The organism is bacterium, assembly GCA_020440705.1.
Lineage (GTDB): Bacteria > Krumholzibacteriota > Krumholzibacteriia > LZORAL124-64-63 > LZORAL124-64-63 > JAGRNP01.
The window spans coordinates 1-24,320 of the sequence record JAGRNP010000019.1; the positions used below are offsets into that span (position 1 = coordinate 1).

Genomic DNA, 24,320 nt, shown 5'->3' on the forward strand with positions numbered 1-24,320 from the left:
TGACCTCGGCCAGGGCCGCGGCCAGCACCTGGTGGCCCTGGTCGGTCAGGTGGATCCCGTCGCGCAGGATCAGCGCGTCGGGCGCCTCGAGGCCGGCGAAGAGGGCCGAGGCGTTGAGCATCACGGCGTCGGTCGCGTCGGCGACCTTCTTCAGGCGCAGCAGGTAGTCCCGGTGCAGGGCCACGGGGTCGTCGTCCTCGTTCAGGTAGCCCGTCCGCACGAGGACGGCGCGGGCCTCGGCCGTCAGGTGGGACGGCGCGGCCACGAGCACGACCGCCGCCCCCCGCGCTGCCAGCGCCGCGGTCATGGCCGTCAGGTTGGCCTCGTACTCGTCGGCCGAGACGCGCAGCGGGCTCACCGCCGGCGGCCGCTGCAGCAGCCGGGCCAGGCGCAGGGCGCCCCCCCGCTGCCGCGCCGCGTACGCGGCGTCGGTCACGCCGGTCGAGCGCCAGTGGTCGTTCCAGCCGAAGTAGATGACGGCCACCTCGGGCGCCAGGTCGAGCAGCTGCCGGTCGAGCCAGGCCCGGCCCTGCCACGAGGTGTAGCCGGGCACCGAGGCGTTCCACACCTCCACGCTCAGGCCCTCGGCGGAGAGCGTGTCCTCGAGCAGCACCGAGTAGGGCGGGATCTGCCGTGAGATCTTGGAGCAGGAGTCGCCCAGCACCAGGATGCGGTGGGTCCGCATGCGCGGGGGCAGGGGGCGGTCCGGCTGCACGGCGCGCATCCCGGCGTCGAGCGGGTGGGGCGGCATCTTCCAGAAGAGGTCGGGGTCGGGCTCGAACTGGCCCTTGTCGAGGGACATGCGGGTGTTCACGCCGAAGTTCAGCTCGGGCCGCAGCGTGCCGTAGTCCAGGGCGCGCAGCACCACCTCGCCCACACCGAGGGTCCCGACCACCGCCACCAGGAGCAGCACGATCTTCTTGGCGGTGTCGGACAAGGCGGACCTCTCGGCTGCGGGACGCGCGGCGGGGTGGCGTCGCATTCTATCTGCGCCGTCGGGCAACGTCAACCGGCGCCCCCCGGCGCGGCGATCCCCCACCGCGCTCGTGGGTTGAACGACCCCGGGCGAAGACTTATCTTCGGTCTCCCCGCCACCCCGGAGGAGCCATGGAGAGCTGTTGCGGCAGCATGCCCGAAGTCGACACCGTCGTCCTGACCATCTGGGCCGCCTTCGGCATCGGTCTGACCACCAGCCTCGGCCACTGCATCGGCATGTGCGGCCCCCTGATCAGCACCTTCAGCCTGGCCCAGGGGCGCACCGACAGCCGGATCAAGTCGCTGCTGCCGGCCCTCCTCGTCTACCACCTCGGACGCGTGAACTCCTACGCCGTGATCGGGCTCGTGTTCGGCCTGCTCGCCGCCGCCGCCCGCCACGCGGCGCCGTCGGCCACCGTCCGCGGCGTCCTCTTCCTGATCTCGGGCCTGATGATGGTGCTCATGGGCCTCGGCCTGCGCGGCTGGCTGCCCACCACGCGCCTGGTCGAAAGCAGCCGCCTCGGCCGCTTCACCGCCGAGAAGTTCATGAGCCTGGTCGGCACCCGCAGCATGGCCGGACGCTACATGCTCGGCGTCGCCAACGGCTTCCTGCCCTGCGGACCGGTCTACGCCGTGGCGGCCGCCGCCCTGGCCAGCCCCTCGCCCCTGCACGGGGCGGGCTCCATGGCGGCGTTCGGCCTGGGCACCATCCCGGTGCTGGTCGTGGTCGGCCTCGGGGCGGGCCGCCTCGCCCCCAGCCTGCAGCGGCGCTTCAACCTCGTGGCCGCGATCCTGGTCATGATCGTGGGCCTGGAATTCCTCTTCCGCGCCGGCAAGCTCTTCGGCTACATCGAGGCCATCAAGTGGGGATTTTTTCCCATCTTTTGATGTCAAATTATCGTTAACTCTCTATTTTTTATCTTTTATTCTTTCCCCGACCCGACGCGCCGTGGTAGACTCAGGTCTGATTGGAGGGGGTTCGCCCGACGACCCCGACCGGATTCGCCCCGACAACCAAGTGCGAGGGTCCCATGCCGACACATCACAGCCTGCCCATCGACCTGCACACCGGAGACTGTCTCGCCAAGGCGCGCGCCCTGCGCGACCGCGCCTCGCGCACCCGCCTGCTGCCGCTGGTGATCGCCATCGTGCTGGTGGTCGTGCTCGCGGCCCTGCTGCCGCGCGACGCCGACTCCGCCGCGTACGCGGAGCACGCCGGCGCGACGCTGGTGGTCCCGACCGGCGACTAGCCTCCCGCGACATCCTGCCCACGCGAGCGGACGGCGCCCCCACGGGCGCCGTCCTGGCGTCAGGCGGACCTGTCCCCTGCGGCCGCGGCGTGGTACCCTGCCGGGTGCGTTTCCCAACCCGGAGGAGTTCCCCTTGAAGACCCTGCTCGCCATCCTGATGCTCGTTCTCGTCCTCCCTGTCGGCCCGGCCAACGCCGCCGACGACGCCGAGGAGACCTCCCCCCTGAACAGCGGCGCCCTGGCGGGCCTCGCGTGGCGCGGCATCGGCCCGGCCTTCATGTCCGGCCGCATCGCCGACGTGGTGCTCGTGCCCGACGACCCCGGCACCTGGTACGTGGGCGTGGGCAGCGGCGGCGTGTGGAAGACCACCAACGCCGGCACCACCTGGCAGCCGATCTTCGACGGCCAGGGCAGCTATTCCATCGGCTGCGTGACGCTCGATCCGCGCCAGCCGGCGACGGTGTGGGTGGGCACGGGCGAGAACGTGAGCGGCCGGCACGTGGGCTACGGCGACGGCGTCTACCGCAGCCGCGACGCGGGCCGCACCTGGGAGAACCTGGGCCTCGCGCAGAGCGAACACATCGGGCGCATCGTGGTGCATCCCGAGTTCTCCGACGTGGTGTACGTGGCGGCCCAGGGTCCGCTGTGGTCGGCCGGGGGCGACCGCGGCCTCTTCATGACCACCGACGGGGGCGAGAGCTGGGAGAAGGTCCTCGGCGACGACGCCTACACGGGCGTGAACGAGGTCGTCATGGACCCCTTCGACAGCGACGTGCTCTACGCCAGCACCTGGCAGCGCTTCCGCGACGTGGCGGTGCTCATGGACGGCGGGCCCGGTTCGGGCATCCACAAGTCGACCGACGGCGGCCGCACCTGGCGGCGGGTGAAGACGGGCCTGCCCACCGAGGCCATGGGCAGGATCGGCCTGGCCGCCTCGCCCCAGCAGCCCGGCGTGATCTATGCGGCCATCGAACTCGGCGCGCGCAAGGGGGGCTTCTGGCGCTCCGCCGACGGCGGCGAGAGCTGGACGAAGATGAGCGACCACGCGGCCAACGGCACCGGCCCGCACTACTACAACGAGATCTTCGCCAGCCCCCACGAGTTCGACACCGTGTACTTCATGAACGTCGAGATGGACGTGACCACCGACGGCGGCAGGACCTTCCGCAAGGTCGGCGAGAAGGACAAGCACGTGGACAACCATGCGCTGGCCTTCTCGGCCACGGATCCGGACTACCTGCTCGCCGGCTGCGACGGCGGCCTGTACGAGAGCTGGGACCGCGGCGCCAACTGGAAGTTCGTCGGCAACCTGCCCGTGACCCAGTTCTACAAGATCGACGTCGACTACGACACGCCCTTCTACCACGTCGTCGGCGGCACCCAGGACAACAACACCCAGTACGGCCCGTCGCGCACCGACAACCTGCACGGCATCCGCAATGCCGACTGGAGCGTGACCCTCTTCGGCGACGGCCACCAGCCGGCCATCGATCCGGGCAATCCGGACATCATCTACTCGTGCTGGCAGCAGACCAACTCGTGGCGGATCGACCGGAAGACCGGCGAGGGCTGGCCCATCCGGCCGATGCAGGGGCCGGGCGGCCTCGAGGAGCGCTGGAACTGGGACGGGCCGCTGCAGATCAGCCACCACGATCCGGCGCGGCTCTACACGGCGAGCCAGCGCCTGTGGCGCAGCGACGACCGCGGCGACTCCTGGACCGCCATCTCCCCCGACCTGACGCGGGCCGAGGATCGGCTGCTGCGGCCGGTGATGGGACGCGTGCACTCGGTCGACGACCCCATCGACCTGCTGGCCATGTCCATGTACGGCACGCTGACGAACATCGCCGAGTCGCCGGTGGACGCCGACGTGCTCTACGTGGGCAGCGACGACGGGCGCCTGCACGCCAGCGAGGACGGCGGCGCGACGTGGCGCGAGTGCCGGCGCCCCAAAGGCCTGCCCGAACACTTCTACGTGAACGACCTGGCGGCCGACCGCTTCGACCGCGACACGGTGTACCTCCTGGTCGACCAGCACAAGCAGGGCGACTTCGCCCCCTACCTGTTCAAGAGCACCGACGCCGGGCGCAGCTGGCGGTCGATCGCCGGCGACCTGCCCGAACGCCACATCGTCTGGCGCCTGGCCCAGGACACGGTGCGTCCCGACCTCCTCTTCGTGGGCACCGAGTTCGGCGTCTTCTACACGCCCGACGGGGGTGGCCGCTGGCTGAAACTCGGCGCCGGCATGCCGACGATCCCGGTGCGCGATCTGAAGATCCAGACGCGCGAGAACGACCTGGTGGCCGGCACCTTCGGCCGCGGCATCTACGTGCTGGACGACTACACGCCCCTGCGCGACATTGACGCGGAGGCCCTCACCGCCGAGGCCCGGCTCTTCGCGCCGCGCGAGGCCAAGTGGTACATGCCGCGGCGGGTCATCGGCACCACGCTGCGGGCGTCGCAGGGCTCGGCCCACTTCTCCGCGCCGAACCCGCCCTTCGGCGCCGTCTTCACCTACTTCCTGCGCGATTCCCTGCAGACCCTCGCGAGCTCCCGCCGCACCCTGGAGAAGGAGCTCGCCGCCGAGGGCGAGGACACGCCCTATCCCGGTTGGGACGCCCTGCGCGCCGAGGAGCTCGAGGATCCGCCGACCCTGACCCTGGTCGTGCGCAACACCGACGGCTGGATCGTCCAGCGCGTGCCCGCCACGGGCGCGGCCGGCGTGCAGCGCGTCGCCTGGGACCTGAGCCACGCCTCGCTCCGTCCCGAGACCGACGGCAAGCGCGATCCGGCCGGCGGCCCCATGCTCGCCGCCCCGGGCGCGTACACGGTCGAGCTGGTGCGGCGCCGCGACGGCCTCGCCGAGATCCTGGCCGGACCGGTCGCCTTCCGCGTGACACCCCTGCGCGACGACGACCGCGGCGGCCTGGCCCCCGCCGCCCTCGAGGCGTGGGTCCTCGAGGTCGACGCCTTCGACGACCGCCTGAGCGACCTGACCTCGGTCATCGGCGAGATGGCCCGCCACGTGGACAAGGTGAAGGCCGCCCTCGAGCGCGCGGTGGTCGACGACCCGCCCCTCTACGCGACGACGATCGATCTGGAGAAGCGCCTGGAGCAGCTGCGGGAGCGCCTCGGCGGCAACCGGCGCCGCGGCCGCTACAACGACGCCGAACCCCTCAGCGTCGCGCGCCGCATGGACATGGTGCGCACGGGGGCCATGATGAACACCGTCGGGCCGACCACCACGCACCGGGAGCAGTTCGGCTACGCCCGCGCCCAGGCCGACGCCGTGGCGAGCGACCTGGCCCGCATCACCGAGGTCGAGTGGCCGACGCTGGTCGCCGCTCTCGACGCCGCCGGCGTGCCCTGGACGCCGGGCCGGGCCCCGCGCGGGGAATGAGCGTGGTTCCCGGCCGCCGCAGCGCCGCCCCGGGCCTCGCCCTGCTCCTGGCCGTGGTTGTCGCGGGCCTCGGCGGCTGCGCGGCGACCCGGCCTTCGCTGCCCGCGCCCGCGGAGTACTCGGCCAGCTACCGGGAGCGCGCCGTGGCCTGCGACCACGGGGTCGCCTCGCGCGCCGGAGACGAGATGCTCGCCCTGGGCGGCAACGCCGTCGACGCCGCGGTGGCCGCCTCGTTCTGCCTCTCGGTGGTGCGCCCCTTCAGCTGCGGCATCGGCGGTGGCGGCTTCATGATCATCAGCCTGCCGCCCGACGCCGACCACCCCGCGCGCCGGTCCATCGCCATCGACTACCGCGAGTCGTGTCCGGCCGGAGTCGGGCCCGACCACTACGCCGACCTGCCGCCCGATGCCAGCCAGCTCGGCGCCCACGCCGTGGCCGTGCCCGGCGCCGTGGCCGGCCTGCTGTACGCCCTCGAGAAGTACGGCACCCTGGACCGGGCCACCGTGCTCGCCCCCGCGATCCGGGCCGCCCGCGAGGGCTACGTGGCCGACGCCTTCCACGTGAACGCGACGAAGAAGATGCGCACGGTGCACGACGAGCACCCGGAGCTCCGCCTCGGACTGGCCGACGCCTGGGTGCGGCTCGCCCGCGAGGGCCGCATCGCCGTCGGCGACCTCATCGTCAACGAGCCCCACGCCCGCGCCCTCGAACTGATCGCCCGCGACGGCGCCGACGCCTTCTACCACGGCCCCATCGGCGCGGCCCTGGTCGAGGCCGTCGCCCGGGACGGCGGCGCCCTGACGACCGCCGACCTGGCGGGCTTCGAGGTGCGCGAACGCGCGCCGCTGGAAAGCGAGTGGGGCGACCTGCAGGTGCTCGCCATGCCGCCCCCGTCGAGCGGCGGCGTGGCGATGCAGCAGGTCATCGGCATCCTCGACCGCCTCGGGGCCCTGGCCCCGGGCAGCGACATCGACACGGTCGCCTGGCGCCACATGCTGCTCGAGGCCTTCAAGCACGCCTTCGCCGACCGTGCCCGCTGGCTCGCCGACGACACCTTCTACGACGTGCCCGTCGCACATCTCACGTCGCCGGAGTACATCGCCGAACTGGCCGCGCGGGTCCGCCCGGATTCCGTGCTCGCGGCCGAGGCCTACGGCACCATTCCGCCCATGCCGCCGGACGCCGGCACCAGCCACGTCTCGGTGCTCGACTCAGGCGGCATGGCGGTGGGCCTGACCGAGACCATCAACCTCTACTACGGGGCCTGCCTCGAGGTGCCCGGCTTCGGCTTCCTGCTCAACGACGAGATGGACGACTTCACGACCTCGGTCGAGCCCAACGCCTTCGGCCTCGTCCAGTCGGCGCGCAACACGCCCGCGCCGGGCAAGCGCCCCCTGTCGAGCATGTGCCCGACGATCCTGCTGCGGGACGGCGAGCCGGTCGCCATCGCCGGCGCCTCGGGCGGCCCGCGCATCATCACCGGCACCCTGCAGGTGCTGCTCGCGGCCGTGGTGGCAGGCGACGACGCGGGCCAGGCGGTGGCCCGGCCGCGGCTGCATCACCAGTGGAGCCCCAACGAGGTGCGCGTGGGCGGGTTGTGGAGCGATGAGGCGGTGCTCGATGGGCTGCGGGCCCTGGGGCATGTCGTCACCCCGCTGGGGGACAAGCCGGCCGGCGTGGTGCAGGCGATCGTGGTGCGGGACGGGGTGATCTCGGCGGCGAGTGATCCGCGCAAGGGGGGGCGGCCGGCGGGGCGGTAGGTCAGTGTATATTAGCTTGGTATAGCTCCACCGCCCAGCCAGAAACCGGAGCCGGTCGGAAGCCACCAATTATTGACTTGCCGGTTCATTTCACTTAATCAGCGCAAGCTTCCCTTGACCGCTTCCAAAAGTGGTCTGGACTTCCCTTGGTTTCGTAGACACTCCTCAGCCTTTTGCCGAGGCGATTTCGAACGCGTCTGCCAACCACACAGAACTCGCTTCCTGTCGTTGGGAAACACCGACAAAGGCCGGGGATTGGAAGGACGATCCGGCTACGCTGAGTCGCCAGCCTCTCGTCGACCTCTAATCTCGATACCAGTCCGGAGCAAACTCGACATCGGAAAGCTCGACATAGACGACAGGAGACGTCGGCCGCTCATCTCCAACTACTTTCTTCCAGAAGAACAATGCGTCAACCGTATCCTCATCAAGAACCGTGACGCCTTCGATTCGCCCACGACACCTGACAGCAGTCCCTTCTCGATCAAGCACCCTCCGTGCAACTTCCTCGGACAGTCTGTCGAATCGAAACGTGGCCGACTCCTCACTATTGATGATGACGGTCCCGAATCTGGATGAGTAGATCTGTGCGAAATTGGTCACCATCTCCTGGTAGGCAATCTGTCCAGTCTGCCCACCGACATCAAAGTGGTCGCCGTTATGGTCCAGAATCCGCACGTCAGCCAAGACAGCAGTAATATCGAGTTCCCGGCCAACCAGCTTGCTTCTCGCCAACCATTCTTGAGCGCGTATCACTGCGATCTGGTCGCCACGCTGGAATCCAGGCACGTTGTCCGCAAGGGCATAGAGCAGCTGCTCCGGACGGGCCAACTGATCGGAGTCATCCCAGAATGGGCGGAGATCTCCACCGATCTCGAGTAGGGTCGCGAGCGCATCTTCTCGCCGACTACTTGAACGAAGCAGCATCAGGTCCCGCCTGGCGAGTTCCTCGTTGCGATCGGCGATCATCGCCTCGGCACGCCTCCATACGCACCAATCACCCTGCGCCGGATACCGGTTGCCCCCGCTGGCGAGCCAGATCCGACGCGCCACCGTGTAGCAACGTGCGGCCTCGGCAAAGTGGCCCAGGCTACTCTCGGCGCGACCCAACCAATACCACGCGAGCAAGTCCCGGGGATTTCTATCAATCGCCATACGGCTCAACTCTGCAGCTCGGGCGTTGTCTCCCCTCTCCGAGTACCATTGGGAAAGATAGCGGTGAGATGCAGTCTGAGCGCTGGCACGCCGGATTCCTTCTTCGAAGCAGCGCAATGCATCTCTTTCCCGTCCCTGTTGCCCGTAGGCGAATCCCAATTGGCTCCACCCCAAAGCAAAGTCGCTCGTTTGGCCTACGATGCGCTCAAGCGCCTCAACAGGATCGAACCTGGATTCACCATCAGCCGCTCGCGCGACAACCCACGCAGCTATCGGATCACTCGGTTCGGCTGCATAGATACTGTCCATGCTCGCGTAATACCGGGCCTCCGGAGCAAAGATCTCCAAATTTGCGGCTCCGATCCAGACCGCAGAACCGAAAACTCCTGCGGACTCTTCGATCGTGTCCAGGGCCTCTTGGAAACGCCCCAGCCGGTGTCGGACTGCGATGAGACGGGAGAGTACGGTTCCGGCCTCGGAACTCGGGCTACATTCGAGTCCAAGCGCGCGCAGATCGCCCAGCAGCTTGGCACAGGTCGACAACGCGGCCTCGGCCTCTTCGAAGCGCCGACTCCTGATGAGAATATCGCCGCGGATTCCGTGTGCATGAGCCCAGCCCGGTGCCCCCTCGATCACCCTGTCCACGACACTCAGAGCTGCGTCCAAGTCTGCATCAACCTGATAGAGGTAGGCGGCCTCGAAAGCAAGCAGCACCGGCTCGTCGGGCAGCGACTCGAGTGCGCGCTCGAGATCGACGCGCGCGCCAGCGGTGTCTTCCCGACGATAGCGTACACTGGCGCGCCGGTATCTCGCGTATGGTGTATCGCTCTTTGCGATCTCTGTCGTCCACCTCGCTTCCTGGGCCGAAAGAGGAACCCGCGACCGATCCTCGATACAGATCAGTTGATCGAACATATCAGCGGCGAGCAGATGGTATCTGAACCGGATTGCGGAGTCGAACCCCGTCATCACGGATTCAAACTCCCGCACGACGAGGTGGTACGACTGGCCGGCGTAGGATGCCGCCTGCCGGAACTGTTCGATCGCGGCATCGGTGTTTCCGCGCATCTGGAGTGCACGCGCCTTGACCAGGTGCAGCAGCGGATCCTGTGGCAATACCATCAAGGCGCGGTTACAAGTATCTTCGGCTTGATCCGTGAGCCCCCGATCGAGAAGATCCCATCCTTCCATGACCGCGGTATCGGCAGCGATCAGGTCAACCCCCTTGCAGTTCTCAGCGGCGAAAGCCTTGCCCGGCAACAGACCGAGCTCGCCCGCAACCTCGGCCGACAGCGGTTCGGCGTATAGAGTCTCGACTCCGGTGCAGCCGAGCGTCAATGTACCGAGAACGAGCACAGCAGCGACGCAAGTCTCTTTTGGCCGGATCATGTTTCCCCTCCAAAACTGGTGTCTGCGATGAATTGACTTTCTACGGGAGCATCGAGTGCGACAGGGCGAACACTTGGGCCGTTCTACCTCTGTGAACTGGATTCATGACTTGCCTCCCCTGAGGGCTTCTTTGGTCGGCCAACTCGCCCGATCAAGCACTTGACGAGTGGAGTTCCTGATCCGAAGGCGTGGCTGATGTCCAAAATAGACGAGCACCCCAACTGCTGGCATCCACCCAAGCCTGGTCTCATCGCATCGCTCGGGTACAATCTCTTGGCGAATCGGACCGACTTCTTCGTCAAGTCCAGACCCATTCATCTCTAGACCTGACATCAATCTTCTGTTGAGAGGCCGGCGCACGACATCGACCCAACCGGCTTGCATTCTCCTGGACCAGACACCCCCGGCTCTACAACTTGATCTCAACCCCGAACCAGCTGCCGTATTGGCGGATGCGGGCCGTACGTCATGAATCAATGTCATCTCCCGTCAGCGGATCTCATCAATGCCCCTGAGCAGCACCTCGGCGCTCTTGCGCCGCGCGCGGCGCCTGCGGATCCGCAAGGCTACCCAAACGACGCCCGTGCCGAACACCGCGGCCGCCAGCCCCAGGACGGCGTTCAGCGACGCCGGGTCGCCCTTCATCACGAGATTCCCGACCCGGGCCGCCAGCCCCAGGCCGGCGACGATCCACACGGGCAGCTTCAGGAAGCTGACCTTTTCACCCGGCGCGACGAACAACGCCAGTATGACCAGCGCCCACGCAGCGCCGGGCGCTCCGCTCCACAAGCCCTTTCCGGACGCGACCAGCAGAAGTCCGCCGTCGGGCGGCATGACCGGTCCGCCAATCTGAGCGCCGACCACCAACTGCACGACCCCAGCCACCATGCCCACGCCAAAGACGATTCGTAGAGCACTGTCGCGGGTCAGCCGCTTCTCGATGGCCGGGCCGAGCATCAGGGCCGCGACGAAAGTCAGGACGACAGCCCCCAGGTAGGGTGCGGAGACCACGTGTGTCGCCACGACGTAGATACGGAACGCCTTGAGATTGGCCCAGGAAAGCGCGGTGTGGGCCTGCATGGATTCCAGGAACGCGGGGTTGAGATAGTAGTCGCGTCGGGCAAGGAACCACAGAACGAATGTTGCGGCGACGAAGAACATGAGGGCGCCGGCAAGGCCCGAAGAAGGCCCAGACCGCAGCGGCCGCGCCGTGCCAGAAAGGACGGCTCCGGGCCGACGACGGCCCCGGGGTTCACGCATGTAGTCGCGATCTGCAAGTCCCATACGGCATTCGTCCTTTCTCAGAAGACCAGCTTCAGCCAAGCCAGGATCTCGAACCAGGCCTTGCCACCCAGGTACAGAAAGTTGGCCAGCGCCGTCACCAGACAGGGTAGCCGGATCAGCCCGTACCAGTTGCCCGCATCCGCCGCCACCAGGACCAGGCTGATGGCGACCGTGAACAGCAGATTCGTGTAGGGGATCTGGCTGACGATTGCCTCGTCGATGACAATGGCTGCCCCGCTGGGTCTCGGATCGTCGTGGTAGAGCAAGCTCATGTCGAGGCTATCGAGCGAGTCGACGAAGATGAGGGCCAACACCGCCAATCCGATCAGGACGCCCAGAAGCACGACCGGCAGGGCGCGTTTGCCCTGATCCTCGTCGCCCGCAGCGACCAGCCCGGCGCCGGTCAGGCCGCCCAGGAGGATCGGGAGGGACCAGATACCCAGCTCATGCAGCGGTCCCGTCATGCTGGCTCCTCCGAGACCTTCGGGGCGACACTTGGAGCACCCACGTCGGAGCAGTAGCTGGCACCCCGACCCCAACCGTCAGTGCCACAGGGCAACATAGGGGATTCATTGGACCCGGCGCCGGGAGCGACCGGCGAGATAGTCACGCTTTCGGTGGGATCGTACTGGGCCCAGACACCGCCTCCGGTACCAACCATGGTCATCAGTGCCATACCGGCCCGGAGCCTCGATGGCAAGCTGAGCCAGGCATGGCGATTCGCGGGGTTCTTCTTGCTCATTGTCTGTATACCTGCTTGGTGGAGAGGACCAACCCATGACCGTCCTCCAGTTCAATGGCGCACAGTGTCGAGGTCTCGTTTGCGGGCCTCGATCAGTGAAATGGACGTTCTCTTTCCGCAGCCTCACGGGACTAGGCGCAAATGCCGTCTCATACCGGAACTCTATCCGTCAACCAAGGCCTTGCCACCCATTGCCGAGGGCGTTCATGTGCCTCCGGTTTCCTTCGGGCGGGATCCGGCTCCGACGATCCGCTGTCTGCATCTTGGTGCCTCCTGCAATCAGGCCGCACGCTGATCCGGCCGGTTCGATCCCGTTGGGAGACTTGAGCCGGATGGGCGGGGACGCCCCGCCACGGGCCCGACAAGAAGGCCCCGAAAAGATTCGCGTCATGGTATCCCATCCTAACGAACGGCCCCGTGCTGGAGGTGCCCAACGCGGGACTACCGGCAGCTATCCCAGTTCCAGCGATCGATTGCAGCTTCGATCGCCGCCTGTCGACCAAGCCCAGGGCGGCGGTTCTGCTCGTGTCTAATGAGCCTCTCGGCGGTATCTTTGCAACCGAGGACTTTCCTTTCGAGGACCCTGATCAGCCGTTGCTCTTCCGGACTCGGCCCGAAGGCGGCACGGACGCGCTCGACGAGGGCCGATATCAGCTTGATTCCCATGACTATCCCCTTTTGAGTTTCCCGTCGCTTCTTTAACGATCCTATAGCTCCCGTCGTTTGCTGCTCCCTAGTGTGACATGCACCCCCACATTTTCTTGGTCCACTCGGCCAAGGTCACCGCCGGACGCCATTCAGGCCCGGAGGTACCGCTGATCGCCTGCCCTCTCTTCTACGGGGGGTTGAATCCGGTTAGACCTTGCCATCTGATTGGCAGGCGGGTTGGGGTGGATGAATCCCCTTTCACCGGCCAGTGCGGATCGACGTCGTCGGGAGGTGACGGGCAGTCCGGCCGTATGTCGGCCTGCGAGTTGATAGCGATGATAAAGGTGAAAAGGCCATTCACACACCGCCGCCGCCCAATGGTGGCGGTCAAGGCCTTCACCCGACAGCGTCATGTCCAACGGGACGGCGGTGGACGATCCCCAAAGGTACGGACCTACAACTCCATGGAGGGGCGGTGGTCGACCACCGACTCGGCACGAAGACGGAGAACGTCAAGGCGATCATGAAAGGATGGTTCGAACTGATCGCGAAGAGCCCCTCGCTCGGGGGCGCGCGTGATGCGGAACTCGTAGGCGCGCACTTCCCGCCGCCCCCCGCCGGCCACGGTCACCACCACCCGGTAGGATCCCGCAGCGATCGGTTCGACGCCATTGCCCAGCACCACCCGCCGCGAGAGGAAGTCCGGGAAGGGTACAGGGCCCAGGCCATGGGCCGCTCCGGCCGGTCCGATAACCTCGACCCGAACGGTCATTTCCTCCGGACTCATGGTTCCTCCCACCGTTGGCAGGGCTGCCGGCGGCGGCAGGTCGAGGATGACGCGCGTGGCGTTGGCCCCAATGGTCAGGACACCCGATCCCGATCCGGAGTCACGACGGACTACCGGCGGCACCGAGTCACGTCCGGAGCCACGCGACGGGCGATCTGTCGCTCGACCGGAACCCCGCGCAGGCGCTTCGATACCACGGCGGGAGCCGGGCGCAGTCCGGTGGTCCTCCAGCCGAACCGACGGCATACCGTCCGAAGGCGCCGCAACCAGTTCCAACATGGCGCCGCGATCGTCGGGCATCAGCGCGACAACCAGGATCAGCGACGTCGCAACCGCCACGCCCGTCCAGCGGACAGGCCGGGGAATCGCCAGAACCAGCGCCTGCATCAGTTCCTTGAACCGGAACCGGGACGTTCTCCGCCGCTCGCGTGGCCAGGCTTCAGCCGCCAGGTCCACTTCGTAACCGAGGAACGCGAGGTCCTCCCGGCATTCGAGGCACCCGGAGAGGTGCTGGAAGACCATCTGACGTTCCAGGCCCCGGAGCCGTGATTCGGCCTGACTCCACCGGGCGATGATGTCGGGCGGCAGATGGTGGGCCATGGACTGGTCGTCGTGATCGGCATTGGCAAAGGCGTCCGCCAGTTCGCTGCAGTCCTCGTCGTCCTTCGCGAGCGCGAGAAACCGCTCCTCGTCGGACGGGCTCAGCAGGCCGACCGCATGCAGAAGAACATGTTCCCGGAACCACTCCAGGTCCGTGTTGCTCACGAGTCCCCCCCTTCGGCCGCTGCCCAGTCGGAGAGTGCCGCCAGGGTGGGGTCGGTGCGGACCGCTTCCCGCAACAACGAGACGCAACGTTCCCACTGCTTGCGAACAGCCGCGTGGCTGCGGCCCTGCTGCCCGGCGACCTGTTTCCAGTTCATTTCACGGAAGAAGAACCGGGCAAGCTCGCCACAGGCGGTCTGGCCAAAAAAGTTCAGGATCACGAAACGCACCCGGGCAACCGGGTCGCCGAACTCGACTGAAGCCCGCTCCACCGGGGCGGCCCGCGCGTATCCGCCTTCGGCTTCCGGAGCAAAGAGCGCAGCGCTCCGGGTGCGCCGGCGAAGCTCATCAAAAACGACACGCTTGGCAATCTCGGTGAGGAACGCCTCGACGTTGCGGATGGGGGCACGGCGCGATGCCCGCAGGGCCCGGACGAGGCCGTCCTGGACCATCTCGTCGATCGGCGCATCCTCGTGATACCAGCGTTGGCGAACCGCCGACACGAGATAGGCTCGGGCGGAGTTCCAGTCTACAGTCTGTCCAGGATCGGTTCGCATGGCCCCTACCGGTCTATCGCTGGACCCCAAGGTCAAGTGTCATCCGAATTCCGGGTGATGACGGGAATGTTCCCGAATCTGGCGCCAGTGGCGCCTGCTCGCTTCCGGCGGCGCATCCTACTCGAGCAGGATGTGAGTGAATGCAGACAGGACAATCCCTGCGATGAAGAGAGCGATGATCGTGGGCACCTTCCACATGAGATCGCTCCTGAAGCGGTTGCCACAATGACAGCAGGCGGACTCGGTGCCGGGGGTCATCTTCCCGCAACCCCTGCAGATGCGGCGGGGTGCGGTGGGATTGCGGCCACAAACGCCGCAAACTGCCCCACCCCGCGCATCGTATCCGCAAAACGGACATGTCGCCATCGTTTCCCCTTTCACCGGCTGTGCATGGACGAAGGCCCCATCTCAAGAGGCGCCGACGGAGATGATCGCCTCACCAATGGCCATCGCATTCGGCCGGTTGGTCTTGGAGAACGCCCGGTGGAACTTGGCTGCGAAGGGCTTCTCGGAGTCATCGATTCTGAGGTGGGTAAAAAGCATTCCATTGGACATTTTCGTTTCCATTTGGCCCAGTTCGTCCAGGGAATAGTCGACGATCTGCCTGACTTCAGCATTGCCCAGGCTCTTGACCTGCAGCACGACGAGCCGCCTGTCCGTCAAACCGACCAGGTAGTTCTTCGTGAGGAGCATGGAAGCGATCAGGCCCAGCAGCGGGATGAGAATGAGGTTGGGTTGCTTGATCCCGGCTGCCCAGTATTCAAGCGCTTCTCCTTCGTGGAGGTGAGGCAGAAAGGCGGCCTTGATCTGATCTTCCTTGAGCCTTCCCATGGTCTCGACTCTCCTTCGGGTTGATGTGTCTCGTGCCCCCAGCGCCGGTACGGCGCTCCCGAACTAGCGATATCCATCGATGCTGCGGAGCAGGTCCTCCGCGTCATGGCGCCGTGCGCGCCGGTCCCTCCAGTGGATGACGATCTCGGCGACACCCGTGGCCACCCCCGTCGTCACAATCCCAGGATTTTCCTCCACAGGATGTCGAAGCGGCGTTTCGATTCACGGTCCAGGCCGAGTGCCCCGCGAACCCTGCTCGACACGACTGACATCACGCTCGTCATCATTCTCGGCCCGCTCACTTCGGTTCCTCGGTCCATGGTGAGCATCCGCAAACTCCGTCGTCCGGATCCGAGGACTGTGACATCGAATTGCGAATGGGAATCTCGATCGGGATTCGCGTGATCCGCGCTGTGAAAGACTAGGCGCAGGTTGAATCGCGATCCGGAACAGGAGGTGGAAGGAAACCCGGCATTCCGTTTGCAGCGTCCCCGGCGCCGGGTTCGCGACTTGAAACGCTGTTCGCGGCCGAAAGGGAGGCAGGAAGGTCCGGCGGACGGATTCGAGTTCCTTTCCGTGTCAACAGCGAGAGTCCGCGAGTCCGTGAACGACATGCGGGATGGGCCTGCAAATGATTCGGTGTTCCGAATCTCCTAGCGCAGCACCATCCCCTCGACCATCGTCCGTCGACGCTCCCACTCCCGCCACAGCAGGGGGCTCTGCCCCGCCGTCTCCAACGCTTCGGCCTCGCGCACCCAGGAGGCGCAGGCGGCCAGCGGATCCGCGCTGCTCGCAAGCATCGCCTCGGCGTGCGCGAGGGCGGCGGCGGAAAGCAGCCGGCGCGCCGCCGGGATGGGGTGACGCGACGGTTCGATGCGGCCGTCGATGCCGTCTAGCACCAGCCACGCGGCAGGCAACAAGGCCGCGTCGCGCCGCGCTACGGCCAGCCCAGCCGTGGCCTCCGCGACCAACTGCGCCGCCCGGGCCGGCTCGACGGCCCCCGGTTCACCGTCCAGCAGCGCCAGGGCCTGCCTCCCGGAGTCGGCCGCCCGGGTGAGCCAATCCGCCCTGACCTCCGGGGAGGATTCCAGCTCGGCCAACGCCAGGGCGGCCATCCCGAGTTCCACAATCGTCGCCGCGTAGCGCGTGCGGCCACCGTCCACGCCGCGGATCTGCAGCGCCTTCTCGTAACGCGCGCGTGCGGCGTGCAACGGCCCGGCCCGGCCGGTCAGCGTACCCTCGGCCCGCAACGCGAGGCCGTACGCCTCCTGGTACCACGCCGCGGCCCGCCAATCGTGCCGCGCCCAGATGGCATCGTCATCGACCACGGCCAGGATTGCCAGCCCCTCCGCGACGGCCGTCGTGTCGTCGGCTGCCAGTCCGCGCAAAGCCATCAGGCGGCCGTAGTCGAGATAGAGGCCGGGGTCCGGCTCCGGTGCCGCAAGCAGCATTGCCAACTGGTCTGCTGCGTAGCGAGCGGGCCCGAGACAGGCGCTGCGCTCCCGGAAGGCGCCATCCAGGAAGTAGGTCGAACGGTGGATCTCCGCCAGGGCCTCCAGGGCGCCGGCGTACCCCGCGCGCGCAACGGGAGCGCGGATGAACGCGATCTGGTCGTAGAGGTCGCTCAGGGTATCGAGGCCGGCATACGCCGCCGGCGGCAGGTCGTTGATCGCGGCTTCGAACTCGCAACATGCCTGCCACAGCAGGTCACGATCATCGTCGCGGGTGCCCAGGAAATACCAGGCTTCGCCCCGCCGCCAGTGGGCGAAACGGTCCAGTGCTGGCGCCGGCGGCTTTCCCCCGAGAGCGCCGATGTCGGTCCGCACCACGGCGAGAAGGTCCAGGGCCGCGTTCAGGCTCGCCGGCGTGCGCGCCTGCACGTGGATCAGGCCGGTCACGTCCTCGAGTCGACGGCAGGTCTGCGCCACGAGTTCGCCACGGTCCGCCGCCGGTGACGGACCGAGGCGTGCGGCCGCCATCCATGTGGCCAGCAGCAGCATGGCGGCGATCGCCGCCGCGCGGATGCGGCCAGGCCCGGCCCGCTCGATGATGCGCCGGGATCGCCACCGCATCCGCGTCACGCCCCGCCTGAGCGGCGAGGTCTGTGCCGTCTCGGCCAGATAGTTCTGCAGCGCAAGAGCCAGCTCCCGCCCGTCGGCGAAGCGCTCCTCCGGGCGTTTGGCGAGGCAGCGACTCACGACCATCTCCAGTTGCGGATCGTCCAGGCCGTCGCGGCATTCCAGGGGTGGGGTCGGGTCCATGAGGATCGAGGCGAGGATCCGGGGCGCCGACCGGTGGTTGCGACCAAAAGGTCGCCGACCACAGACCAGTTCGAAGAGGAGGACCCCCACGGCAAATACGTCGGTGCGCGGATCCGGCGAGCCGAAGGCGTCGTGGACCTGTTCGGGCGCCATGTAGTCCACCGTCCCGACGACGGCGGCCGTCTGCCCGCCCAGGGTGGCGGCGAGGTCGCCCTGGATCACCGTCGCCACGCCGAAGTCCAGCAGCCGGGGGCAGCCCCGATCGTCAACGATGATGTTCGCGGGTTTGAGGTCGCGATGGACGACGTGCGCGGCGTGGGCGTGGCCGAGGGCCTCGCAGATGGCGGCAACCAGACCAACACGGGCACGGACGTCGAGCTGCTCGCCGTCGGCGTACCGGTCCAGTGGCTGTCCCGCGACATGTTCCATGGCCAGGTAGGGCATGGTTCCGACCACGGTGTCGATGTGGCCGGTGCCCACGTAGCGGCAGATCCCGGGATGTCGCAAGCGGGCCAGGACCGCGATCTCGCGGGCGAATCTCTCCTGCACACGGTCATTCCCGAACCCCGGACGCAGGAACTTGAGGACGACTTCACGCCCGGAATCGACCTCTCTCGCCCCATAGACGACACCCATGCCGCCCCGTCCTAGCAGCCGTTCCAACCGGTAGCCGTCGACACAGCCGTCCCCATTGACGCCCAGCAGGCGCATGAAGTCGCCTGCATCGACGATCGGCTCGAGATCGGCCGCATCAGCGTCCAGGGTCGCCAGCAGCCGCAGCACGCGGTTGTAGAGGTCGGCGTCGGGCCCACAACGCCGCCGGATGAAATCGTGGCGCTCGGCATCCGGCACATCCAGCGCCGCGAGAAAGACGGCCTGGACCTCGGTATACCGCTCGTCATCCCTGGTGGTGCCGTGGCCCATGGCGTCGAGCCGTCCTTCCGCGTCGGCCCGGGCCGGGCATCAGGCGAGCTCGGAGCGCAGCCAGCTGCGGGCGTGCACCCATAGCTTCCGCACCCACCGGTCGCTGATGCCCAGGTGGGCGGCGATCTCGGTTTCGGTCAGGCCGGCGAAGAACCGCATCTGCACGATCTCGGCCGAGCGGGCGTCCAGGCGCTCGAGCCGCAGCAGCGCATCGTTCAGCGCCAACAGGTCGACGCCCTCGTCATCCCCGGCGAAATTGTCGTGCAGCGTCACCCGCACCGGGTGATTGCCGCGCTTGGCGGCGGCGCGACGCCGCGCCAGGTCGACCAGGAGATTGCGCATGATGCCTGAGGCCAAGGCCAGCACGCGAACCCGGTCCTTGGTTGGCGCATGACGTGTCCCGTGCAGGCGCAGATAGGTCTCGTGGACCAGTTCGGTGGGCCGCAACGAGGCCGCCAGCCGGTCGTGACGCAGCCGCGAGCGCGCAATGACGTGCAACTCGCTGTACAACTGCGGCAAGAGGCTTTCGAAATCCTGTTCGGGCTGCATGGTGTCCGGTACGGCTGGGGCTGCGGGTCGACCAAAATCCCCACCATACTACTCCGAATCCCCTCCCCGGACAACAGGGGACCGTTGCGCGGAACGGGCCCTGGTGCCGCTGTTGACACCGGCGCCGGACACCCCGATTGGGACTGAACCCTACGCGAGATCATGCAAACGGGATCGCCACCGTTCGGGACGATCGACGGGCCTGTCTGCCGCGGACCGGGTCGAAATCGGGGGTTGCGGGCGGTTTCTGGGGGTTCAGGGTATGTAAGGCCACAAATCCATCGAACACGGGCGGTCACAGTAGTGGAGTGAAGGACCGGAGGCCGCTGGCCTGGGAGGCTCCATCATGGAGACGTGCCTTGAAATTCCTATCACTCGGAGACTTCGACTGGAACATATGACGCCAGTCTATGGTTGTTTTCGACGTAGATACCAAGCAAACGCCGGACGATTCACGCCGTCAAACGCAGTGCAGTTTTCATAAGCTGTTCAATCATTGGAATAGCTGCGAATGGAGCATGCCGCCGCCCAAAAACCCCAGGTATGCCAACAACAGAACCAAGAAACATCCGCAACCCGGGACTTCCTCCGTCACTTCAGCATCACCGATCTTATAGCCTGTACGCCTTTCTGAACTTCTAAATAGGTCGAACCTGCTACCGATCCAATTGCCGATTAGGCCGCCGAGGATTACTCCCGCAATCATGAACACAGTTTGCATTGTCGACTCCCCAATTTGCATTATCGACCCCCTGTTCCGTTCATCACCTATGTCCCACTCGGTGGCGATCACGGCTGCCATGGTCCCGCTTGGGGTTCAGACCCAGTCCGCGTGTACGGCCCCCGTTGTCAAGGTGGAGTATGCCACCTAATCTCGGTGTCCACTGAGCCGCGGGAAGATCATCTGTCGCCGAACATTCACCGGTGTTTCAGCCTTGAAAGGAATCAGCCGAGAATAGCGAGCAGTTCTTGCCAGCTAGTCACGTGCGAGGCAAACCCCGGCGTGTACGGCGCCTCGGCAGACTCCTCGAAGCGATAAAGATTGGGCACCGTGTGCTGCAGGGCCTGCAGTACCGGAATCTTGTCGTCAACAAAATGCGTGATGCCCAGTTCTTCACAGTGGATCTTCTTCTCGACTCGCTCCAGACAGAAGCGGACGTTTTCCCGTCGCATTCCAGTCCGCTCGTAGAATCCGACCTGATCCAGGAACCCCAGGGTTCGCAGCTGCATCTTCGGGTAGGCCTTCGACACGATCCAGACATGGCCCCTGCACCTGGTAACAAGCTGAGCCACAACATCTTCAGTACCCGGCTGGAACTCCCACCGAGCGGCGTCGGCCGCCGTGTCCTCGCCGGCGGCCGTCCAGCCTTTCTGGACGACCACGCCGCCGAAGTCGATCCCAAACCGCATGTTCTCGCCAGACATCGGTATCCCTCCAGAGAACTGTTGATGCTGCGTGTGCGAACCACACCGGCTACAATGGCATTCGTCGCCCGGATGCGACATCCGCGACATGGCCGCCCGCTTCTCCATACCCCGACCAGTCGCAGTCGAGCAGTTGATACGGCTTCAATCTCCACCATACTCTGTCGAAAACGTCTCCAAAGGCCGCTACGACTTCGGACATCAATCTGATTCCCATGAGCATCTCCGTTTCAGTTTCCCGTCGCTTCTCTTGCGATCCTATAGTTCCCGTCGGTTGCCGCGCCGGAGTGTGACGAGCATTCGCAAGATTCTCGCTTTCCTCTTCGGCAAAGTCACCGCCGACCGCTATCTAGGCTCGGAGTTGCCGCTGGTCGTCCGCCCGCATCGTTCGAAAGGTCGAGCCGCGTCTGGTCTTTCCGGCGGATTGGCGAGTGTTGTGATGTGGATGAATCCCTGTCACACGGGCCAGCGAGGATCGACGTCCCATCCAATATGAGATGGCTGTCGTGCTCAGGGTTCGAACTCGAATCGTTCATCGCCGGATCCCCGGGCTCCGTCTCTCGCCGCTGTGAAGGTTGCAGTTGTGGGTTTCATGTCCGCCGGCTGCAGCTTAGAGGAGCCGATGTCGCCGCGGGGGGCGGCGTGGGAGCTGGTCGAGCTACACTTTGCGATACCGGTTGCCGAGTCCGCCCTGTGCTCTTGGGGGTGAGAGAATCGGGGCGGTAGGCCGGAATAGTAGCTATCGGTACAACGGCGATTTGTGGGAGCGCATGACGGAGTCGGGCAACTGGTTCGCCTTGGTCGAAGGACTCGAGGGGAGGGGCCTGGTTGCGGCCGCGTTGCGGCCGACAACCGTCGATCTACTGCATGTGTGGAATCGGTAGATGGGAATGGGGCGGGATGGAGGCCGGGTTCGGCATTTGGCCAAGCCGACGCTCGACGGGTCGTCGATCGTGGGTCTAGAATTCGTCAATCTTCACAATTGGCCTGGAGAAGCCATGGTGCCAGTAAACGTGATATTCGACGGCGAGTTTCCCCTGCTGTCGAATCTTGCCGAAACGCCGTTTACGCTCGATGCTGAGCAGTACTCCTCGGTCGAGGCGTTCGTGCAGGCGATCAAGCTGGAAGAGAGTGGTCCCAAGGCCGCGAAGCGACGCAGGATCATGCTGCTGAGCGGATACCAAGCCCAACGAGCCGGCAGAAACCCGAACCGGGAGATCCGACGAAGGCTCGCCGCAGGGCAGGAGGCGAACGTCTACCACGGAGGCCGGACGATTGCCTATCGGTCCCGGATTCATAGCGCGCTGATCAGGCGAGCCATCGAGGCGAAGTTCGACCAAAGCCCGGACGCCCGCGCGGCCCTGATCGCGACAGGCAAGCGGCCGCTTGTCCATTCGCCACCGAAAAAGCAGCACAGCCAGACGTCACTGCCAGCCGAGGAGTTTTGCCGGATGTTGACCGAAATCAGGGAGAGCATAAGGAAGCGAGGGTGAAAGCGGCCAACCACGAAGGATAGGAAATTCAACGCACATCTCCCAGATGGAGCCCCGCGGTCCAGAGGCCTCCGGTCCTTCATTCTACCACAGTGACCGCCCGTTCTCGACGGAATCGCGGCCTTCGACGCCCTGAATCCCCCGAAGCGGCCCGCAATTCCCCAATCCGACCCGGTTCGCGGCAGACAGGTCCGTCGATCGTCCCTAACGGTGGCGATCCGGCTGCCGTGTTCTCGGGCGGGGTTCACTCCCAGTCCGGGCGACTGGCGCCTGCCGTCTGGTCCATCCCGGGCCAGGCGTCCGGTGCCGGGTCCTGGTCGAACGGGTCCGCCCCCGGCCCTCCCCCGCCCCCGAACCCCATTTCCCCCTGGGGCGGCGACCGGGCCGGCAGCACCGGCGGCGGTGTGGTCGGCTGGCCGATGTGGGTCAGGATGCGCTCGATCACCGGCGGCTCGATGATAAATGCGATCAGGCGCATGGGCTGGCTGCAGCGTGGGCAGCGCAGGGGCAGGCATTCGTAGATGCGGGCCAGCAGCAGGGCCCAGCAGCGGGCGGCGGCGCGGCGCAGCGGGTTGGCCGCTGAGGTCGGATCCGGGGTCGCCTCCCCCAGTCCCATCTCCTGCTGCGCTTCGCTGAGCAGTTGCAGCGTCGCTGCGGCCGGTCCCGCCGTTGCGGTCACCGCCTGCCGCAGGCGCGCGTTCGGTGCCAGCACGCCGCAGTAGCGATGCTTGTGCACCCGTGGCGGGGTCACCAACGCGGACAGGCGGTCCAGGAGTTCGAGCGGAGTCAGGTACAGCTCGGTGCGGCCGTCGATCGTCGGCTTTCTGAGGCTGTAGACAAGCGTCTGGTCGTTCAGTCGGCCCAGGCGTTCTGCGCTCAGCGGCGGGCGGGCGCAGTATCGGACCAGTCGCTCGAGCCCCTGCCGGTCCGAGGCCGGCAACGTGACCGAGCCGTCCACCGACCAGCCGCCGGCGTGGTCCGCGTTGTCCAACTGGTGGCGCGCCAGGTCGTCGAGGTGGCCGTGGCGGTGAAGCCAGCGCAGTCCGCGGTGGCGCACCTTCCTCTGGACGGCAGCAATGTCATCCGCCGTGAGGTCGACCGCAGGATGGAACTCGACCTCATCCTCGCCCCGGGCGCTGAACACACCCTCGGTCACCAGCACATGGAAGTGCAGGTGGCTGTTCAACAACGGACCTCCCGGGAGACCTGGTTCCGTCGCCGGCAGGGCTCAAGGATCCAACAGACCGTCAGCGAATCGGCGGACCGCCTGGACCTCCACGTGCCGCACGCGCGCACGCACATCCTGGCCCGCGAGAGGGCTGGCGATCCGGGCGAACTCGGCCGCTCCCGTCGCCGCCCCGGACCCGTCGCGGACCAGGACCAGGGCGTCCTTGAACCACCGCGGATTCTGCCGCGAGAGCTCCGCGACCGCCAAGTGGGCCGCCGCGTACGCATGTTGCACCCGGTTGGGGTTGGCGTCGCCTCTACGCGGCCACCAGAGGCCCTTTTCCTCCAGGTCCAGCTCGACCAGGTCCGGCGAGAGACGGTCCAGGGCAACCAGGTAGTTCTTCTGGAAGCGGACCAGCGCCTCGGGATGGTATTTCCGTGCGGATTGGTAGGCGACGTGGTCCGCAACGCCCTCGACGACCCACCGGCACGACATGCTGCGCCGGGTGAGACTGCCCCCGAAGCATTCCTCCTTGATCCCCATGTCGACGTTCTCGTGCGCCAGCAGCGCAAAGATCATGAAGCTGGCGAACTCGTTGCGCAGCGGGAGCGAGCGCTCCCCGGTGATCATCACCAGGCAGGGCACGCCGTCGACATTCGCCCATTGCCCCTCCCGCATCGGCTCCGGCAGTTCCTCGACACCTGCAGCCAGAACCAACCCATGCATCCGGAAGGCCGGAGCCACGAGGTCGGCGCTGTGGCGATTGATGGATTCCAGGATCGGGGCGACCTGCTGCGCCAGGGGGGCCGCCATATCCGTGTAGACGACGAACACGGCCTCCTCGCGCAGCGCATTGAGCCCCGAGCCCTCGAGGGTGATCGACGGCGTCTCCGCGTAGGGCGCGGCGGTCACGAAAGCGCCACCGGGTCGTTCCGGCGCGGCCGCACCGTCCACCGGCGA

Annotated in this window: 17 protein-coding genes; 5 read left to right on the forward strand and 12 right to left on the reverse strand. The window is 66.6% G+C overall.

Features of this window, described 5'->3' with window-relative positions:
* On the reverse strand, positions 1-937 hold a 937-nt coding region (locus tag KDM41_04895), incomplete at its 3' end, for an SGNH/GDSL hydrolase family protein (protein MCB1182749.1).
* 170 nt (positions 938-1,107) lie between these two features.
* On the opposite strand from KDM41_04895, the gene KDM41_04900 reads away from it, so the two are divergent.
* The 4 genes from KDM41_04900 (at position 1,108) to ggt (ending at position 7,385) form a co-directional block, all read left to right on the forward strand.
* Entirely contained in the window at positions 1,108-1,863 is a 756-nt protein-coding gene (locus KDM41_04900) for a sulfite exporter TauE/SafE family protein (protein ID MCB1182750.1), read from the forward strand.
* A gap of 143 nt (positions 1,864-2,006) precedes the next feature.
* Complete coding sequence (locus KDM41_04905) at positions 2,007-2,225, forward strand: hypothetical protein (GenBank protein MCB1182751.1); 219 nt, start codon at positions 2,007-2,009, stop codon at positions 2,223-2,225.
* A gap of 133 nt (positions 2,226-2,358) precedes the next feature.
* The gene (locus tag KDM41_04910) at positions 2,359-5,625 is read left to right on the forward strand and encodes a glycosyl hydrolase (GenBank protein ID MCB1182752.1); all 3,267 of its coding nucleotides are present in this window, start codon (positions 2,359-2,361) and stop codon (positions 5,623-5,625) included.
* Positions 5,626-5,627: 2 nt separating this feature from the next.
* Positions 5,628-7,385, forward strand: coding sequence for a gamma-glutamyltransferase (gene ggt, locus KDM41_04915; protein ID MCB1182753.1), 1,758 nt, complete (start codon positions 5,628-5,630; stop codon positions 7,383-7,385).
* Between the two features lie 303 nt (positions 7,386-7,688).
* On the opposite strand, the gene KDM41_04920 is transcribed toward ggt, so the two are convergent.
* From KDM41_04920 to KDM41_04960, 9 genes are all read right to left on the reverse strand, one after another.
* Positions 7,689-9,929, reverse strand: coding sequence for a tetratricopeptide repeat protein (locus tag KDM41_04920; GenBank protein MCB1182754.1), 2,241 nt, complete (start codon positions 9,927-9,929; stop codon positions 7,689-7,691).
* A 489-nt stretch (positions 9,930-10,418) separates the two neighbouring features.
* Positions 10,419-11,090: a hypothetical protein gene (locus KDM41_04925; protein MCB1182755.1), complete on the reverse strand. Its 672-nt coding sequence runs from the start codon at positions 11,088-11,090 to the stop codon at positions 10,419-10,421.
* A gap of 140 nt (positions 11,091-11,230) precedes the next feature.
* Positions 11,231-11,677, reverse strand: a complete 447-nt coding sequence (locus tag KDM41_04930) for a hypothetical protein (protein ID MCB1182756.1) — start codon at positions 11,675-11,677, stop codon at positions 11,231-11,233.
* Between the two features lie 1,380 nt (positions 11,678-13,057).
* Positions 13,058-14,155 (reverse strand): hypothetical protein, encoded by a 1,098-nt coding sequence (locus KDM41_04935; GenBank protein MCB1182757.1) that lies wholly within the window; start codon positions 14,153-14,155, stop codon positions 13,058-13,060.
* Complete coding sequence (locus KDM41_04940) at positions 14,152-14,709, reverse strand: sigma-70 family RNA polymerase sigma factor (GenBank protein MCB1182758.1); 558 nt, start codon at positions 14,707-14,709, stop codon at positions 14,152-14,154. The genes KDM41_04935 and KDM41_04940 overlap by 4 nt, the downstream gene beginning before the upstream one ends.
* A gap of 408 nt (positions 14,710-15,117) precedes the next feature.
* On the reverse strand, positions 15,118-15,540 hold the full coding sequence (locus KDM41_04945) for a hypothetical protein (GenBank protein MCB1182759.1): 423 nt from the start codon (positions 15,538-15,540) through the stop codon (positions 15,118-15,120).
* A 653-nt stretch (positions 15,541-16,193) separates the two neighbouring features.
* Positions 16,194-18,725, reverse strand: a complete 2,532-nt coding sequence (locus tag KDM41_04950; GenBank protein ID MCB1182760.1) for a serine/threonine protein kinase — start codon at positions 18,723-18,725, stop codon at positions 16,194-16,196.
* A 39-nt stretch (positions 18,726-18,764) separates the two neighbouring features.
* Positions 18,765-19,274, reverse strand: coding sequence for a sigma-70 family RNA polymerase sigma factor (locus tag KDM41_04955; protein ID MCB1182761.1), 510 nt, complete (start codon positions 19,272-19,274; stop codon positions 18,765-18,767).
* 945 nt (positions 19,275-20,219) lie between these two features.
* Complete coding sequence (locus KDM41_04960; GenBank protein ID MCB1182762.1) at positions 20,220-20,699, reverse strand: hypothetical protein; 480 nt, start codon at positions 20,697-20,699, stop codon at positions 20,220-20,222.
* A 920-nt stretch (positions 20,700-21,619) separates the two neighbouring features.
* Between KDM41_04960 and KDM41_04965 the strand changes: the two genes are divergently transcribed.
* Complete coding sequence (locus KDM41_04965) at positions 21,620-22,192, forward strand: hypothetical protein (protein MCB1182763.1); 573 nt, start codon at positions 21,620-21,622, stop codon at positions 22,190-22,192.
* 244 nt (positions 22,193-22,436) lie between these two features.
* Here KDM41_04965 and KDM41_04970 read toward each other — a convergent pair whose 3' ends face one another.
* Both KDM41_04970 and KDM41_04975 read right to left on the reverse strand, forming a co-directional pair.
* A complete protein-coding gene (locus KDM41_04970; protein MCB1182764.1) occupies positions 22,437-23,378 on the reverse strand; it encodes a transposase in 942 nt (313 codons plus the stop codon).
* A 42-nt stretch (positions 23,379-23,420) separates the two neighbouring features.
* On the reverse strand, positions 23,421-24,272 hold the full coding sequence (locus tag KDM41_04975) for a hypothetical protein (GenBank protein MCB1182765.1): 852 nt from the start codon (positions 24,270-24,272) through the stop codon (positions 23,421-23,423).
* Positions 24,273-24,320: the final 48 nt, after the last annotated feature.

What these genes read in the sequence shown, in the direction of transcription:
- KDM41_04900 (MCB1182750.1), top strand. Translation starts at nt 1,108, where the DNA reads ATGGAGAGCTGTTGCGGCAGCATGCCCGAAGTCGACACCGTCGTCCTG.
- KDM41_04925 (MCB1182755.1), bottom strand. Translation starts at nt 11,090, where the DNA reads ATGTTCTTCGTCGCCGCAACATTCGTTCTGTGGTTCCTTGCCCGACGC.
- KDM41_04960 (MCB1182762.1), bottom strand. Translation starts at nt 20,699, where the DNA reads ATGTCTGGCGAGAACATGCGGTTTGGGATCGACTTCGGCGGCGTGGTC.
- KDM41_04930 (MCB1182756.1), bottom strand. Translation starts at nt 11,677, where the DNA reads ATGACGGGACCGCTGCATGAGCTGGGTATCTGGTCCCTCCCGATCCTC.
- KDM41_04920 (MCB1182754.1), bottom strand. Translation starts at nt 9,929, where the DNA reads ATGATCCGGCCAAAAGAGACTTGCGTCGCTGCTGTGCTCGTTCTCGGT.
- KDM41_04945 (MCB1182759.1), bottom strand. Translation starts at nt 15,540, where the DNA reads ATGGGAAGGCTCAAGGAAGATCAGATCAAGGCCGCCTTTCTGCCTCAC.
- KDM41_04905 (MCB1182751.1), top strand. Translation starts at nt 2,007, where the DNA reads ATGCCGACACATCACAGCCTGCCCATCGACCTGCACACCGGAGACTGT.
- KDM41_04955 (MCB1182761.1), bottom strand. Translation starts at nt 19,274, where the DNA reads ATGCAGCCCGAACAGGATTTCGAAAGCCTCTTGCCGCAGTTGTACAGC.
- KDM41_04950 (MCB1182760.1), bottom strand. Translation starts at nt 18,725, where the DNA reads ATGGGCCACGGCACCACCAGGGATGACGAGCGGTATACCGAGGTCCAG.
- KDM41_04940 (MCB1182758.1), bottom strand. Translation starts at nt 14,709, where the DNA reads ATGCGAACCGATCCTGGACAGACTGTAGACTGGAACTCCGCCCGAGCC.